The sequence below is a fragment of the Bacillus sp. EB V-12 genome (assembly GCF_056158125.1).
Genome location: NZ_JBUXJL010000007.1, coordinates 80,209 through 95,196 on the forward strand (window position 1 = coordinate 80,209; position 14,988 = coordinate 95,196).

The 14,988-nt window shown below is 38.3% G+C and carries 15 protein-coding genes; all 15 read right to left on the reverse strand.

The window, feature by feature from the left end; all coding sequences use genetic code 11:
* Positions 1-93 precede the first annotated feature (93 nt).
* The gene (locus ACZDYH_RS20755) at positions 94-801 is read right to left on the reverse strand and encodes an ABC transporter permease (protein WP_088859679.1); all 708 of its coding nucleotides are present in this window, start codon (positions 799-801) and stop codon (positions 94-96) included.
* Positions 801-1,643 (reverse strand): ABC transporter ATP-binding protein, encoded by an 843-nt coding sequence (locus ACZDYH_RS20760; protein WP_088859680.1) that lies wholly within the window; start codon positions 1,641-1,643, stop codon positions 801-803. Before ACZDYH_RS20760 ends, ACZDYH_RS20755 begins: the two co-directional genes overlap by 1 nt.
* A gap of 182 nt (positions 1,644-1,825) precedes the next feature.
* Positions 1,826-2,833, reverse strand: coding sequence for a LytTR family transcriptional regulator DNA-binding domain-containing protein (locus ACZDYH_RS20765; protein ID WP_060851502.1), 1,008 nt, complete (start codon positions 2,831-2,833; stop codon positions 1,826-1,828).
* A 99-nt stretch (positions 2,834-2,932) separates the two neighbouring features.
* A complete protein-coding gene (gene spoIID, locus ACZDYH_RS20770) occupies positions 2,933-3,952 on the reverse strand; it encodes a stage II sporulation protein D (protein ID WP_000672663.1) in 1,020 nt (339 codons plus the stop codon).
* Positions 3,953-4,158: 206 nt separating this feature from the next.
* Positions 4,159-5,463 carry a UDP-N-acetylglucosamine 1-carboxyvinyltransferase gene (murA, locus tag ACZDYH_RS20775; RefSeq protein WP_000411274.1) on the reverse strand — a complete coding sequence of 435 codons (1,305 nt, stop codon included), beginning with the start codon at positions 5,461-5,463 and terminating at the stop codon, positions 4,159-4,161.
* A gap of 39 nt (positions 5,464-5,502) precedes the next feature.
* A complete protein-coding gene (locus ACZDYH_RS20780) occupies positions 5,503-6,207 on the reverse strand; it encodes a YwmB family TATA-box binding protein (protein WP_000767916.1) in 705 nt (234 codons plus the stop codon).
* 51 nt (positions 6,208-6,258) lie between these two features.
* Positions 6,259-6,495: a DUF1146 family protein gene (locus ACZDYH_RS20785; protein WP_000057889.1), complete on the reverse strand. Its 237-nt coding sequence runs from the start codon at positions 6,493-6,495 to the stop codon at positions 6,259-6,261.
* Positions 6,496-6,697: 202 nt separating this feature from the next.
* A complete protein-coding gene (gene nuoN, locus ACZDYH_RS20790) occupies positions 6,698-8,212 on the reverse strand; it encodes an NADH-quinone oxidoreductase subunit NuoN (protein WP_474887161.1) in 1,515 nt (504 codons plus the stop codon).
* A gap of 7 nt (positions 8,213-8,219) precedes the next feature.
* A complete protein-coding gene (locus ACZDYH_RS20795) occupies positions 8,220-9,722 on the reverse strand; it encodes an NADH-quinone oxidoreductase subunit M (RefSeq protein WP_088859682.1) in 1,503 nt (500 codons plus the stop codon).
* Positions 9,719-11,581, reverse strand: a complete 1,863-nt coding sequence (gene nuoL / locus ACZDYH_RS20800; protein ID WP_000568233.1) for an NADH-quinone oxidoreductase subunit L — start codon at positions 11,579-11,581, stop codon at positions 9,719-9,721. The genes ACZDYH_RS20795 and nuoL overlap by 4 nt, the downstream gene beginning before the upstream one ends.
* 30 nt (positions 11,582-11,611) lie before the next feature.
* The gene (gene nuoK, locus ACZDYH_RS20805) at positions 11,612-11,926 is read right to left on the reverse strand and encodes an NADH-quinone oxidoreductase subunit NuoK (protein WP_000100079.1); all 315 of its coding nucleotides are present in this window, start codon (positions 11,924-11,926) and stop codon (positions 11,612-11,614) included.
* Positions 11,919-12,443: an NADH-quinone oxidoreductase subunit J gene (locus ACZDYH_RS20810; RefSeq protein WP_001012812.1), complete on the reverse strand. Its 525-nt coding sequence runs from the start codon at positions 12,441-12,443 to the stop codon at positions 11,919-11,921. Before ACZDYH_RS20810 ends, nuoK begins: the two co-directional genes overlap by 8 nt.
* A complete protein-coding gene (gene nuoI, locus ACZDYH_RS20815; protein ID WP_000677191.1) occupies positions 12,440-12,859 on the reverse strand; it encodes an NADH-quinone oxidoreductase subunit NuoI in 420 nt (139 codons plus the stop codon). Before nuoI ends, ACZDYH_RS20810 begins: the two co-directional genes overlap by 4 nt.
* A gap of 25 nt (positions 12,860-12,884) precedes the next feature.
* On the reverse strand, positions 12,885-13,886 hold the full coding sequence (gene nuoH, locus ACZDYH_RS20820; RefSeq protein ID WP_000573426.1) for an NADH-quinone oxidoreductase subunit NuoH: 1,002 nt from the start codon (positions 13,884-13,886) through the stop codon (positions 12,885-12,887).
* Positions 13,886-14,986: an NADH-quinone oxidoreductase subunit NuoD gene (nuoD, locus tag ACZDYH_RS20825; protein ID WP_000621434.1), complete on the reverse strand. Its 1,101-nt coding sequence runs from the start codon at positions 14,984-14,986 to the stop codon at positions 13,886-13,888. Before nuoD ends, nuoH begins: the two co-directional genes overlap by 1 nt.
* Positions 14,987-14,988 lie beyond the last annotated feature (2 nt).

Below are 14,988 nucleotides of genomic sequence, written 5' to 3' on the forward strand. Positions count from 1 at the left end.
TTCGACAAAATCTGTAAAAATATGTATAAGAACTGTAAAATTTCCGAGGAAATGATAGAAAAAAGAAAAAACTGAGCACTTTTAGCTCAGTTTTTAGTCTAATTGTTTCTTTTTGTATACAATAATACAAAGAATGATAAGGCATATAGTCCAAATTGTATTGTTTAAAATATGTTCTTGAATCGCAATAAATCCTTCTCCCTTTATAACTTTTTGCAATGCTTCCATAACATGATTTGTCGGAAGAAGCTTAACTACTTTTATAATAAACTCATTCTTAACCATTTCTTGTAGCATCGGCCCCATTATGAATATTATAAAAATCGGAAGCCCCAATATAGATGTTTGTGCTATATTTTGGGATAGTAAGCCAACTATAGTACCTAAAACGACACATAACAATGTTCCTATTAAAATAATAATAACTAGCATACTAATATTTCCTTTAAAAGTATCTAAAATCACTAAACTAATAAAACTAGATGCTAGTACAAAAAATACAGTTAATACACTTTTACCTAAAATAACTTCTATTGGACTTGCTGGAGACAACATCAATACTCGTAACGTGTGTTTTTCCTTCTCCTCTGCAATAATAATTGCTTGCACATAACTTCCCACCATGGTAATCGTCATTACAATAATAAAACCTGCAAAGAACTCTTTTATAGAATCCATATTACTATAAAATACAGCAAGTAGAATAGGTAATAGCGCCATTAATATAACTTGTGAGTTTTTACCTGCATCACTTATTTCTTTTCTTACAATAGCCGAAAACCGTCTCATTGAAAATGTCATTATAATCCCCTCCCAGTAACTTCAATAAAGATATCGCCTAGCGTTGGTTCGTATGAATGAATAGATAACAGTTCGCCCTTTTTCATCCATTCTGAAATACGATTTGCGCCTAATTCATCTTTTTGCACTACTTCTTTTCGTTTACCTTTTAATACGACCTCTATTTGATCCTTAGCGTATTGTAAGCGCAGGTTCTCTGGCGTATCAAGCGCTACAATTTCTCCGCCACAAAGGAAGGCAATACGGTTACAAAGCGTTTCTGCTTCATCCATGTTGTGAGTCGTTAAGAAAATCGTCGTTCCTTCTTCATTTAAGTCTTTTAAGATTTTATGAATGTTTTGTACGTTTACTGGATCAAGTGCAGATGTTGGTTCATCTAAGAAGAGCATATCTGGTTTATGAAGGATTGCTCTCGCTAGTGTGACGCGTTGCTTCATTCCCTTTGATAATTTTTTTACTGGTGTTTTTTTATCATCTAATAAATTCACTTGTGCTAGTACTTCATCGATTCGTTCTTTTTTGCAATCATATAAGTCACAAAATAATAGTAAGTTATCATAAATGCTAAGTCTCTCGTATAAACCGCTGTTGTCTGTTAAAATACCAATTCGTTTATAATCGATGCTACTTGGTCCTGTAATATCTTTCCCTAATACTCTTACCGTTCCAACACTATGAAGCAATTGAGAAGTTAAAATTTTTACTGTTGTCGTCTTACCAGATCCACTCGGTCCGAGGAATCCGAATATCTCTCCTCGCTTCACCTCAATATTTACATTTCGAAGTGCCGTTTTTCCGTCGAAACTTTTCATTACATCTTTCATTTCAATTGCCAATGTCATTTCTTCATCCCCTTTGTTTTTCTTCTTTATAGATGAAAGTCGCTTTAGCGCTTTTCGTTCGTTTGTTTCGCTTTTCTTGACTTAATCATATGAAAAGCAAAGGGTTTACGCAGTAAAATACCGGTAAAAGGAGTATTTTTACCGGTGAATGAATCGCATGTTGAGCTTATTGGAACACTTTTTTATAGCCCAATCACGCCTTTTAATTCATCCATGCGTCCTTTTGAAAGCGGGATTGAACTTTTTCTTTCGTCATCCAAAATTAAACTGAAACTGTTACGAGTCCATGTAATCACTTCTCGTACTCTTTGTAAATTCACAAGATACGAGCGGTGACATCTAAAGAAACCAAAACCTGTTAACCTTGCTTCTAGTTCGCTTAATGTTAATGCACATACGAAATCACCTTCACGAACGTGAATATGTGTCACCCCGTTTTGCGTTTCAATGAAATGGATTTCCATCGGATCAAGTAAAATGATTTTATCGTTCACTTTCGCAGGTATTCTTTCTAACTTCATTTGCGGAATCATTTGAATGACTTTTTCTTCACCGACTTCTTCCACTTCCTCTTGCTCAATTTCTATCTTTTTCACACAATCGTTGTTTAATATGTATACATCCTCTGTTAACGAAAGGGCATCCGATAAAAATGATGACGTAATAAAAATTGCCTTTCCTTGTTCTTTCATTTTCATAATTGCTTTTCGAATAATAACCGTACTCTCTATATCTACATTTTGCTCTGGCTCTTCCAAAATGATTAAATCCGGGTTATGAATCATCATTCGTCCAATATGAAGACGACGTTTCTCTGAAAATGATAGTTTTTCTATTTTAACGTTTAGCTTATCTAGGAGACCAACAGACTGCACAACTTCTTCTATACTTATCTTTGATTCATAAAGCCCTATTAAAAACTTAAAGTATTCCTTCACCTTCAAACGATCATATGCCTCATCTTTCAAAAAACAAAAACCGATGCGGGAATAATTTTTCTTTCCAATCACTTCTCCTTCAAACAGTACATTGCCAGTCGAAGCTTCTTCTTCACCAATAATAATGCGGTGTAACACTTTAGCTGTATGATTATTGCATTGCAAAACAATACATTGTCCTTTCTCAACCTTTAGCTCAATTGCCGGTAACTGGTTCGTCTTCCCTAATTGTTTCAACTCTAGTAACGCCATTTCATTTCCCCCAAATGCCTTTTTATCCTATTATATCAAACAGTTAATGGAAAATTATGATATTTTAAACAAAAAAAATAGGTGCCAGAGTTCTGACACCTATTTCTTCACCATCAATTTCCCTTCATAATCATTCATCGTCTTTATTTCAACGCCTTTATAGTAATGAGCGACGATATCTGTATATTTCTTTCCTTCCGCTGCCATGCCGTTCGCCCCGTATTGACTCATACCAACGCCGTGACCGAAACCTTTCGTCGTAACGATGATTTTATCTCCTTGTTGTTTCCACGTAAAATCAGAAGAACGTAAATCTAACTTTTCACGAACTTCTTTTCCAGTTAATGTTTTTCCTTGAAAAGCTACATCCTTTACGCGCTTTCCTTCCGTAAGGTCTTTAATATTTCCAACCTTCCCGTCTGCTAGCACTTTCACACCGAGACGTTTTTGAAAATCAGCTACTGTAAATGTTTGCTCGCTCGTAAACTTTGGAGAGGCTTGATCCCACGGACTATCTACACTTTTCAAGTACGGATAATCATTTCCCCAATAGTCAGCTGCATTTTCTGTTCGGCCATTACTCGTTGAAAAGAAGGATGCTGAAATTGGTTTTCCATCATACGTTAAAACTTGTCCTGCTGTTTTCGAAACGGCTTCTTCGATTTTCTTCAAATTATTTTCGTAGTTATTACCCCATTGCTTCTTCAATTCATCTTTGCTTTTGTACACTTGATCTTTCACCGTATCTGTCACGTCCGCATTATTTTTCTTTCCTCCGCTTAGCATACGTTGTACTACAAATGTTCTCGCTGCTAATGCCTGCGCCTTTAGTGCCTCTATTTCAAAACTGGCATTCATCTCAGAAGCTACTACACCTGTCACATACTCCTCCACTGGTAATGTTTCTACCTTCTTCTGTTTTTCGCGATATACAGCAACTTGAACAGCTGTATCTACTTTTCCTGGAGCTGGTATGCTTTCTATCGCTGGAGGAGTTTTAGAGGCCGTTTCTTCCCCTACTTTTGCTTTCGCAAATGGAATAACAAGGGCTGCAGGTACAATGATAACGAGCGCTATTAAGAGCGCTACTGTAATAAAAAGTGGCTTTGAAAATTTCATCCTATTTTCCCCCAATATAAAAGCTTTACTCCATTCATTCTTATGGAACAACTCTTTCTTTTAGAACATACTTAAGGGGAAGAGTATAAAACGGAAATTTTCTAAATATTTTTACTGGTACATGCATAAGTATAGAGTTTATTGACTATAACAGTAATAACCCAAAAAAATAGCCCCTATGTCAAAAGACATAGAGACTATTTCAATTAAGCGTGAAGATCAGAAACTTCTTGTTCTTTCACTTCTTCTACTTTTTCGTTTACACGTTCAATAGTTGCACCTAATGCAGCTAATTTCTTATGGAAGTTTACATAGCCACGGTCAAGATGTTTTAACTCAGTTACACGAGTATAACCTTCTGATACTAAACCAGCTAAGATTAATGCAGCTGCAGCACGTAAGTCAGTTGCTGCTACTTCAGCACCTTGTAAGCTGTTTGGACCGTTCATAATAACAGAACGACCTTCAATTTTAATATCAGCATTCATACGACGGAATTCTTCAACGTGCATAAAGCGGTTTTCGAATACCGTTTCTGTAATCATGCTTGTTCCATCAGCTTGTAGTAATAATGCCATCATTTGTGATTGCATGTCTGTTGGGAAACCTGGGTGAGGCATAGTTTTAATATCAACCGCTTTTAACTTATCTGGGCCGATAACACGTACACCTTCGTTTTCCTCAATAATTTTAACACCCATTTCTTCCATTTTCGCTGTAATTGAGCGTAAATGTTCAGGTACAGCATTTTCAATTAAGATGTCTCCACCAGTAATTGCTGCTGCAACCATGAATGTTCCCGCTTCAATACGGTCAGGAATAATAGAGTGGTTTGCACCATATAATTTATCAACGCCTTCGATACGAATCGTTCCAGTTCCAGCTCCGCGTACTTTCGCTCCCATCGCATTTAAGAAGTTAGCTAAGTCAACGATTTCTGGTTCTTTCGCTGCGTTTTCAAGAATTGTTGTCCCTTTTGCTAATGTAGCTGCAGACATAATGTTTTCTGTCGCGCCTACGCTTGGGAAGTCTAAGTAGATTTTAGCTCCTTTTAGTTCTCCCTCAACATATGCCTCAACAAAACCGTTACCAACCTGTACTTTTGCTCCCATTGCTTCGAAGCCTTTTAAATGTTGGTCAATTGGACGTGAACCAATTGCACATCCACCAGGAAGTGCAATACGAGCACGACCGTTACGTGCTAATAATGGTCCCATTACTTGAACAGATGCACGCATTTTACGTACATATTCAAATGGTGCTTCAATGTTTAGTTCTTTAGAAGAATCGATTGTTACTTGATTATTTTCAAATACGACTTCAGCATTTAAATGACGTAATACCTCATTAATTGTGTATACATCAGACAAAACTGGTACTTCAGATAGTACATTCTTTCCATCACTCGCTAATAGGGCTGCAGCGATTATAGGTAATACAGCATTTTTTGCGCCCTCAACACGCACTGTGCCGTTTAACCGCTTTCCGCCACGGACGATGATCTTTTCCAAATTATTCCCCTCCGTGTCCTTTTTTCAGTATCTATTCACTCAATACTCAGAAGTTATGATCGGTGTGCCAACCACAATTGTATCTTTGTTGTCTGTAGAACGTATTGCTATTTGCACATTTATTTTCTCTCTATTTGTTGAAAGAGCGTCATCCCACTTTTTATTGTATGCGGAGACTGACACAAATGCTCTTTCTTCTACTTGTTCGATCGCTCTTGCTGAAAGATCTTTCAAAACCTGATTGGTTTTATTTTGCAAAACACCTTCAATCTTATCATTCAGTACACCTTGAACACAAGTGTAAATTATAGGTTTTTCACTAAAAATTTTATTCATGTTTTGAACATACTTCGGGTCCCATTTCGCCCCACTTACTTCAAAGATAATGAAAGTGTTTTCTTTAGTATTTTCTTTACTCCAAGTTACTACTACTCGTTCTTCATAAGAAGAAAGCTTTTTATAGGATGTAGCTTTATATCCATCTGGAGATTGCTCTACTTCCCACTTTTGAATATTTGCCTTTTCCTTCACATCGTTTAACAACTTTTGAAACGTATGTATGTTAGAAATTGTTTTTGTTTCTCTCGCTAACCATGACCATTTTTCTACTTTAGCATCATTTTTCTCTAAAGCCTTGATCATGCTCTCCATTTTCTGTTCATCGCTTATCGGTTTCATCTCTCTATATCCAACCAAAAATAAAACAACACTAAGTGCAACAATAAGAATGGCTTTAAGCTTCAATTTCATCCCCTCCTATCCCCATTGTTAACGGAGATTTGAGGTTCTATACACTTACTTTACTAAATACGTTAAACTCTTCGAATAGCCTAAATAATCAAGGAAAAAGTTACTTACAGATGTCCCAATTGCAATTGTAATTAAGATGAGTAATACTCGCGTCTGCAGCACTTTTCCGGACTTCATTAAACGCTCAATGTGAATGCCTTGTAAGGCCCACCACGTAATGGTAATAAACAATAAATGCGAAACAATGGCAATCAGTGCTTGTTGCCCTAAAAGTTGTGCCAAAAAATCGACCCCTTTTTACTCAGCTACTACTTATGAAAGAATATAAAAACGATACCATAATAAGTAGGAGCTACACTTTTTCAAATGCACATAGACATCTTACATTTTACATCGTGATTTTCTTTCCAAAAACGTATATCTACATTACAAGTTAACACAAAATAAAAAGCGCAGAGTACTGACTCCACACCTTTTATTTTCACTATTGTACCACGTTCCCTAAGAAGAAGAAATCTTTCATTAATGGAAAATATTCATAAAAGAAATTGTACCCAATCATCGGCATAATCCCTAGTATTACAATCGAAATTGCACAAAGACTCATAACAACCTTTATATTTAACGGTAACCGTATTCTCTCTTCTGTCTCTCCTGTGCGGAAAAACATTTGTTGTAAAATACGGAAATAATATACGAATGAAACAACTGTCGTACCCATCATAATCGAAGCTAGTACGTAATGTGCTGGCTCTACATGAAGTGTGCCTAAAAAGATGTTAATCTTTCCAATGAATCCAGCCGTTCCTGGTATCCCAGCCAGCGATAAAATAAAAATTGTCATCATTATCGCTGTAAATGGCGACCTTTTATATAAACCTGTGAAAATTGTTATATTTTCCTCATCATTTTGTAAGATTAAGCCGTGGATAATGGCAAATGCGCCTATATTCATAAGCATGTATGCCAGCATATAAAACCACATGCTATCTAGCGTAAATGGTGATAATGCCACAAGTGGAACGAGTAAATATCCTGCATGTGCAATGCCTGAATAAGCAAATAAACGCTTTATATTGTATTGTTTTAACGCGACTACATTCCCAACAATCATCGTAATACTTGCTAGCACTGCAATATATATACTCATATGCCCATATAAAGATTGCATATCTCCTTGTATTAATACACTTGCAAAGATCATAAGGAACAAACGAATAATGAGTAGGAACCCAGCAATTTTAGAAATCGTTCCAAGAAAAGCAGTAACAGGTGTAGTCGCTCCTTCATACACATCAGGTGCCCACATATGAAACGGCACTGTGGCAATTTTAAATGAGAGACCAACTAGCAATAAAAGAAATGCGAGAGCTAACAATAACTGAATACCACTAGCGAGCTCCCCAGTGAGTACCTTTTGCATATCTACAATGTTAGTTGAACCTGTAATACCGTATAAATAACTCATTCCGAAGAGCGTAATCGCCGTTCCAATTCCTCCGCTAATGACGTATTTCATTGCCGCTTCATTTGATGCACGGCTCTTTTTTCGTATTCCTACTAAAATATAAGAAGAAAGTGAAAGTAACTCCAAACCAACGAAAAGGGTAATAAAATCAACACTAGAAGCCATGAACATCGCACCAAGAAGTGCCATTAAAAATAAGTAATAATATTCACCTTTATCTTCGATTGGATTCTTCTTATCATCGCTCATTGCGGTGCATAAAATGAGGGCTGAGGCACCTAATAGCAACGTTTTAAACCCTTTTGAAAATCCATCTAACACAAACGATCCATTTAAAATATCTCCTGCCGGTTCGCTATATAGAGTAATTAATGACACGATTGCTAATACGATGGCAGCAATCGCACCAAGAGCTACATATCTATGGTTCAGCTTAAAAAACAAATCACATATGGAAAGGAGGATGGCGGCGCCGAGAATAATAAATTCTGGCACCATTAGATGCCACGATAAGCTAAGTAACGTATTCATATCCATCCTACTTCACCCCCAATGTTTTCAATGTATTTTGAAGCGGATCTCCTAGTATCTCTGGCATAACTCCAATTGCAATAATACAAAAGATAAGTAGTAAAACAGGGACATACTCCCATCCGTGTATATCAGATTTTGCTTCCCACTCTTTCTTTCCAAATGTCACTTGAAGTGTCGCCCTTAATACATATACAGCGGTTAAAATGATGCCAATCACACCGACTGCAGCAATGACGGGCTCTCCTTGAAATAAACCGAGAAAGGCAAGAAATTCGCTAACAAACCCAGACATCCCTGGTAATCCAAGCGAGGCCATTCCTCCTGCTAAAAAGAATCCGCTAAGTATCGGTACACTTTTCGCAAGTCCGCCTAGCACCGTAATATCCGAAGTTCCAAATCGTTGTTCTATAACACCCAGTAGGAAGAAGAGCAAGGCTGCAATTAAACCATGTGATACAACTTGGAATAACGCTCCTTGTGTACCAGGTGCATTAAGTGACGCAAGTCCCATTAACACAATTCCCATATGCGAAATACTAGAGTAAGCCAGTACTTTCCTAAAGTCTGTTTGGATGAGCGCTAAAAAGGCACCGTATAATAAATTAATTACGCCTAATATCGCAATTAGTGTTGCAACATCGTGAAAATATTCCGGGAATAGCCCTTTCCCGAAGCGAATAATACCGTACGCTCCAATCTTCAGCAAAACACCCGCATGAAGCATAACTACAGCTGGATGCGCTTCTATGTGTACATTGACCATCCAGCGGTGCAACGGAAAAACAGGTAGTTTAATTGCAAAAGCAATCATTATGGCAATAAATACACTAAGCTGCAAACTACTTGGGATGACGAGTGCTCCCTCTGCGTTTACGCTTCTTAATATCTCTTTCAGCTCCACAATATTTGTTGTACCTGTTTTCGCGAACAAAATTGAGAAAACAATGAGCAAAATAGCTGAGCCAATACCGTTATATATTAAATAACTATACGCAGCCTTTTCACTCGACAATTTTCCCCACTTTCCAATTAATAAGAACATTGGTGGCAACGTAATTTCAAAGAAGATAAAAAACAACATTAAGTTTTGAGCAGCAAAGACGCCGAGCATTCCTATTTCTAGCATGAGTAACAGCATATAAAATGCTTTTAAATTTCTTTTAATAGAAAAGGCTGCAATTGCTGCAAGCATCGCTAGAAGAGCCGTCAGTACCATCATGACAAGTGACAAACCATCAATACCAAGCTCGTAATAAATAGAAAACCACCTTTTATCTACCGCTGTAAAATCTCCGAACTTAATCCATTTCATCTTTTCATCAAATAGTGACAAATTCTTTCCAGAGGCATATGTACAAGCGAGGACGATAGCGATTCCAAATGGCAGTGCCGTTCCAAATAAGCCAAGCGCTCGCACTGTACGCAATTCCTTTTTCGGTGTTAATACAAGCAATAAAATTCCTAAAAGCGGGGAAAAAATGAAGAACGTTAACAACAAATCATTCATCGTAAATCCCCTCCCGTATAGAGCAAAATAATGACGAGTACAGCGAGCGAAACCGCCGTTACAGTACCGTACACTTGTACATTCCCGTTTTGAAGTTTCGATCCAAGGTTACTTGTGCCTTTCACTACACTTGCAATTAAAACTGCAATTCCTTCGACTACATACACTTCAAATAAGCGAAGCACATGAGCGATTCCTTTCGTAATAGGGATCACCGTCATGTTGTATAGTTCATCCACATAATATTTTTCTTTCAAAAGATTATAAAGCGATGTTTCCGTACCCCCAGCCCAATTCCTAGAAATTGATTTCTTCCTATATATGAAATATGCAAGAGCGATTCCCGCAAATGAAACGAGTGTCGCAACAATCATAATCCAAACTGGTCCATGCGTTTCTTCAACCTTAAACCCTACATCTTTCGTCAACCAATCTCCGAGAAACGTCCCAAACCATGGTGTATTTATATATCCTGCCACTACTGCGAGAACGCCGAGAACAATCATTGGATACGTCATAACGCGAGGCGATTCATGCACTTCTTCCTTCGTCTGCGTTTCTCCAGTAAAGACAAGAAAGTATAGGCGGAACATATAGAACGCTGTTAAAAACGCCGCAATTACCGCTAAAGTAAATAAAACGTAATTGCCATTCATCCACGTCGCCGCTAAAATTTCATCTTTGCTGAAAAAACCGGAAAGCAGCGGAACACCGCTAATGGCAAGGGTACCTATTAAAAATAGCGTACCAGTTACTTTCATCTTCTTCTGTAAACCGCCCATTTTATTAATGTTTTGCGTATGCACAGCATGAATTACACTTCCTGCCGCCAAAAATAGTAGTGCTTTAAAAAAAGCATGTGTTGTTAAATGAAATATACCAGCTACATAACCGGCAGAACCTAAAGCGAGCATCATGTACCCGAGCTGGCTAACTGTAGAATAAGCAAGCACCCTCTTTATATCTGTTTGCACAAGACCGATAGAGGCCGCAAAGATTGCAGTGAAAGCTCCAACGATTGCCACTGTCTGCATCGCCACTGTACTTGCTGAAAATAGAGGGAACATCGTCGCTACTAAATATACGCCAGCTGCGACCATCGTCGCCGCGTGAATAAGTGCCGAAACGGGCGTTGGCCCCTCCATTGCATCTGGCAACCACGTATGAAGCGGGAACTGACCTGATTTCCCCATCGCCCCGATAAAAATTAATATCGCTGTTATTGTAATCATGTAAGGAGGTAGATCCCCTGTATAAATCGCCCTAAATATTGCGTCATATTCAAAACTACCTGCGTACCAAAAAATTAAAATCATCCCGATAAATAAACCAACATCCCCAATACGGGTCATAATAAAAGCCTTTTTTGCAGCAGCCTTCGCTTCTTCTTTAAAGAAATAAAAACCGATAAGTAAAAATGAGCCAAGGCCAACTAATTCCCAAAATATATAAAGTTGTAATAAATTCGTTGATATAACAAGCCCTAACATCGCAAATGTAAAGAGTCCTAAATATGCGTAAAAGGTCGGTAATCGTTCATCACCTTTCATATAACCTTTCGAATACACATGTACAAGTAGACTCACAAGCGTCACGATAAATAACATTAAAGCTCCTAATGCAGTCACTTCAAAGCCGAATGATATATCCACATCTCCAGCTCTAAGCCACACCCACTTATGCTTCACGCTTGCTTCTGAAAACCTTTCTATTAACACAAGTACCGCAAGTATAAAGGAGAGAAAGACGAAAAAAATACTAAGTACGCTGCTTCCTTCTCTAATTTTCTTCCCGAATATAATAAGTAACAAAAACGAAACGAGTGGGAAAAGCGGTATGAGCCATGCATAATCGATCATTGTTTCCTTCCCCCTTTTTCGGTCACAATGCTATCCTTTGAGCGTATCCATTTCATCCACCTGAACTGTCGTACGATTACGATATAAAGCAATTAAAATAGCGAGTCCTACCGCCGCTTCCGCTGCCGCTACAGCCATCGTAAACAGTGAGAAAATTTGACCTGTTAAATTCGGAAATAAGCCTAATTTACTAAACGCCACTAAGTTTAAATTGGCAGCATTCAGCATTAATTCGATACAAACTAATACGATTACTGTATTCCGCTTTGTTAAAGCTCCAAATAGACCGATGCAAAACAAAATAATCGCAAGTGTTAAATATGCAGAAGCTGGAACGCTACTCATTGGAATCCTCCTCTTTCTCGTCCTTTTTCGCAAGTATAATTGCGCCAACGAGTGCTACAAGTAAAATAACTGAAGTTAGTTCAAATGGAATAATATATTTTGAATAGAGAAGCGTACCGATTTGAAGTGTGTTGTTTTCATGGAGAGGTAAACTTCCTTGTGTGCTTTCATTTGCAAAATCAACATTATTAACAGCGAAATACATAACCGCTCCAAATGCTACAACTGCAAAGAAGATAATCCATTTTCGAAGAGTAAGACGCGATTCATTTTCCGCGTTATGTTTCGTTAACATAATGCCGAAAATCATAATAATTGTGATTGCACCAGAGTAAAGTAAAATTTGTGCAACGCCTATAAACTCGGCTGACAAAAGAAAATACAAACCTGCAATGCTGAGAAATGTCAGAACGAGAGCTAGCATCATGTGCATAACTTTCGTTAAGTTCAACATAAGAACACCGCCGATAATTGCAGACAAGGATAGTATAAAGAATGCTACAAACTCGCCATTCATGCCTTATTCTCCTTCCTGACGTTTTCGTCGTTTTCGTCAAGCCACTGCAAATTTTTAAATAAGTCATCACGTGAATATTCCGCGAGTTCAAAGTTATTTGTCATGACAATTGCCTCTGTCGGACAAACTTCTGTACATAAATCACAAAGAATACAAATTTCAAAATTAATATCATACGTGTCGATAATTTTTCCTTTTTTCGTAGGATCCGGATGTTTCTTTCCTGTTAACTGAATACAGTCTGTCGGACAAATGTTAGAGCACTGATTACAAACAATACATTTCTCCGGATAAAATTTTTGAATCCCCCGAAAACGGTCTGGCAACGGCAACGGTTGATTTGGATAATCATACGTTACCTTCTTCTTGCTCAAATTACTTAATGTATATTTTAATCCTTTAAATAGTCCTTTCATCTCTTACTGGCACCCCCCTCATAGATTAGAAGAATAACTCCTTAATCAATGCCGTTAAGAAAATATTTGCAAGTGCAATCGGCAATAATACTTTCCAACCAAACTCCATTAACTGGTCACCTCTTATACGCGGGAACGTAACGCGGAACCAAATTAATAGAAAGACTACACTGCTAAATTTCAAAGCAAACCATACGGCACCTGGGATAAATCCAAGAAACATGACTGGATTCCATCCGCCTAAAAAGAGCACTGTAATTAACGATGCCATCCCGAAGAAATATACGTACTCTGAAAGCATGAAAAACGCCCAGCGAAACCCTGAGTATTCCGTATGATATCCAGAAACAAGTTCTGACTCCGCTTCTGGCAAATCGAATGGCGTTCTATTTAACTCTGCAACTGCTGCGATTAAGAAAACGACGAAGCCAATTGGCTGTACGAAAATGTACCAAACTTTCTCCTGCGCCGCTACAATCTCATTTAAATTCAGGCTACCAGCTAGCAAAACGATACCAATTACACTCATTACGAGCGGAATCTCATAAGAAATCATTTGCGCCGCCGCACGCATCCCTCCTAAAAGGGAATATTTATTATTCGATGCCCATCCTCCAGTTACAACACCTATCGTCGTAATACCGGAAACAGCAATATAATAAAGTAGCCCGACTCCAATATCTGCAAATTGAAATTTATCAGTGAACGGGATAACTGCAAGCACCATAAATGCTGGTGCAAATGCAATGACAGGCGCTAATATAAACAGCGGTTTATCGGCTGCTTTCGGAATACTATCTTCTTTCAATAATAGTTTTAAAACATCAGCTACCGTTTGCAGTAAACCGAATCGGCCTCCAACCTGGTTTGGTCCAATCCGCCCTTGCATAAATCCCATCACTTTCCGTTCTGCCAAAATTCCATATGTAACGAAGCCAAGGACTGCAAATAGTAGAAGTACCGCTAATCCGAAAAAAATGAAGAAATTCGTCCAGCTTGAAGGTGATTGTAAGAGCGTCTCAATCATTAGCCATCAACCTCCCCAAGTACAATATCAACTCCACCTAAAATCGTAATTAAATTAGCGATGTTTTCACCTTTCAATAACTTCGGTAAAATTTGCAAGTTATAAAAAGATGGCCTACGAAACTTCAAACGGTACGGCTCTTTCTTTCCGTCACTTGCGATATAACAACCAATCTCTCCGCGCGGCGATTCGATACGTACGAACGCTTCTCCCTTAGGTGCCTTAATAATTTTCGGTACTTTTGCCAGCACAGCTCCATCTTTCGGGAACTGCTGAACCGCTTGCTCAACAATCTTTAAAGACTCCTCGATTTCTTGCATTCGGCAAACGTAGCGATCCCAAGCATCTCCCACGCTTCCAACAGGAATATCAAAATCAAAACGATCATAAATCGAATACGGCTCATCTTTGCGAAGATCCCAGTTTACTCCAGTGCACCGCAAATTTGCTCCGCTTAAAGAATACGAGATCGCTTCTTCCGCGCTATATATACCAACGCCTTTCACACGATTTAAGAAAATCTCATTACCGCTAACAAGATCATGATAACCTGCTAATTGCTCCCTCATATACGGAACAAACTCTTCCACCTTTTCAATCCAACCATCTGGCGCATCCCACTTCACACCGCCAACTCTCATATAGTTAAAAGTAAGCCGTGCCCCGCATAATTCATTTAATAAATTTATAATCATCTCTCGTTCACGAAACGCGTACAAAAACGGGCTGACCGCTCCTATATCAAGAAGATTCGTCCCCCACCAAACGAGATGGCTCGCAATTCTTCCTAGCTCCATCGCAAGTACTCGCAAGTATTCGGCACGCTCTGGAATTTCAAGCCCCATCATCGTCTCTACAGCATGGCAAATGACGTAATTATTCGTCATGGCTGATAAATAGTCCATTCGATCTGTATAAGGGATAATTTGCGTATACTGTAAGCTCTCAGCGATCTTTTCCGTCCCGCGATGCAAATATCCAATAACAGGTGTAGCTTCTTTAATAATTTCCCCGTCAATCTTAATTACGAGCCTGAACACACCATGTGTACTCGGATGCTGAGGTCCTACATTCAAAAGCATCTCTTCCGTGCGGATCATAG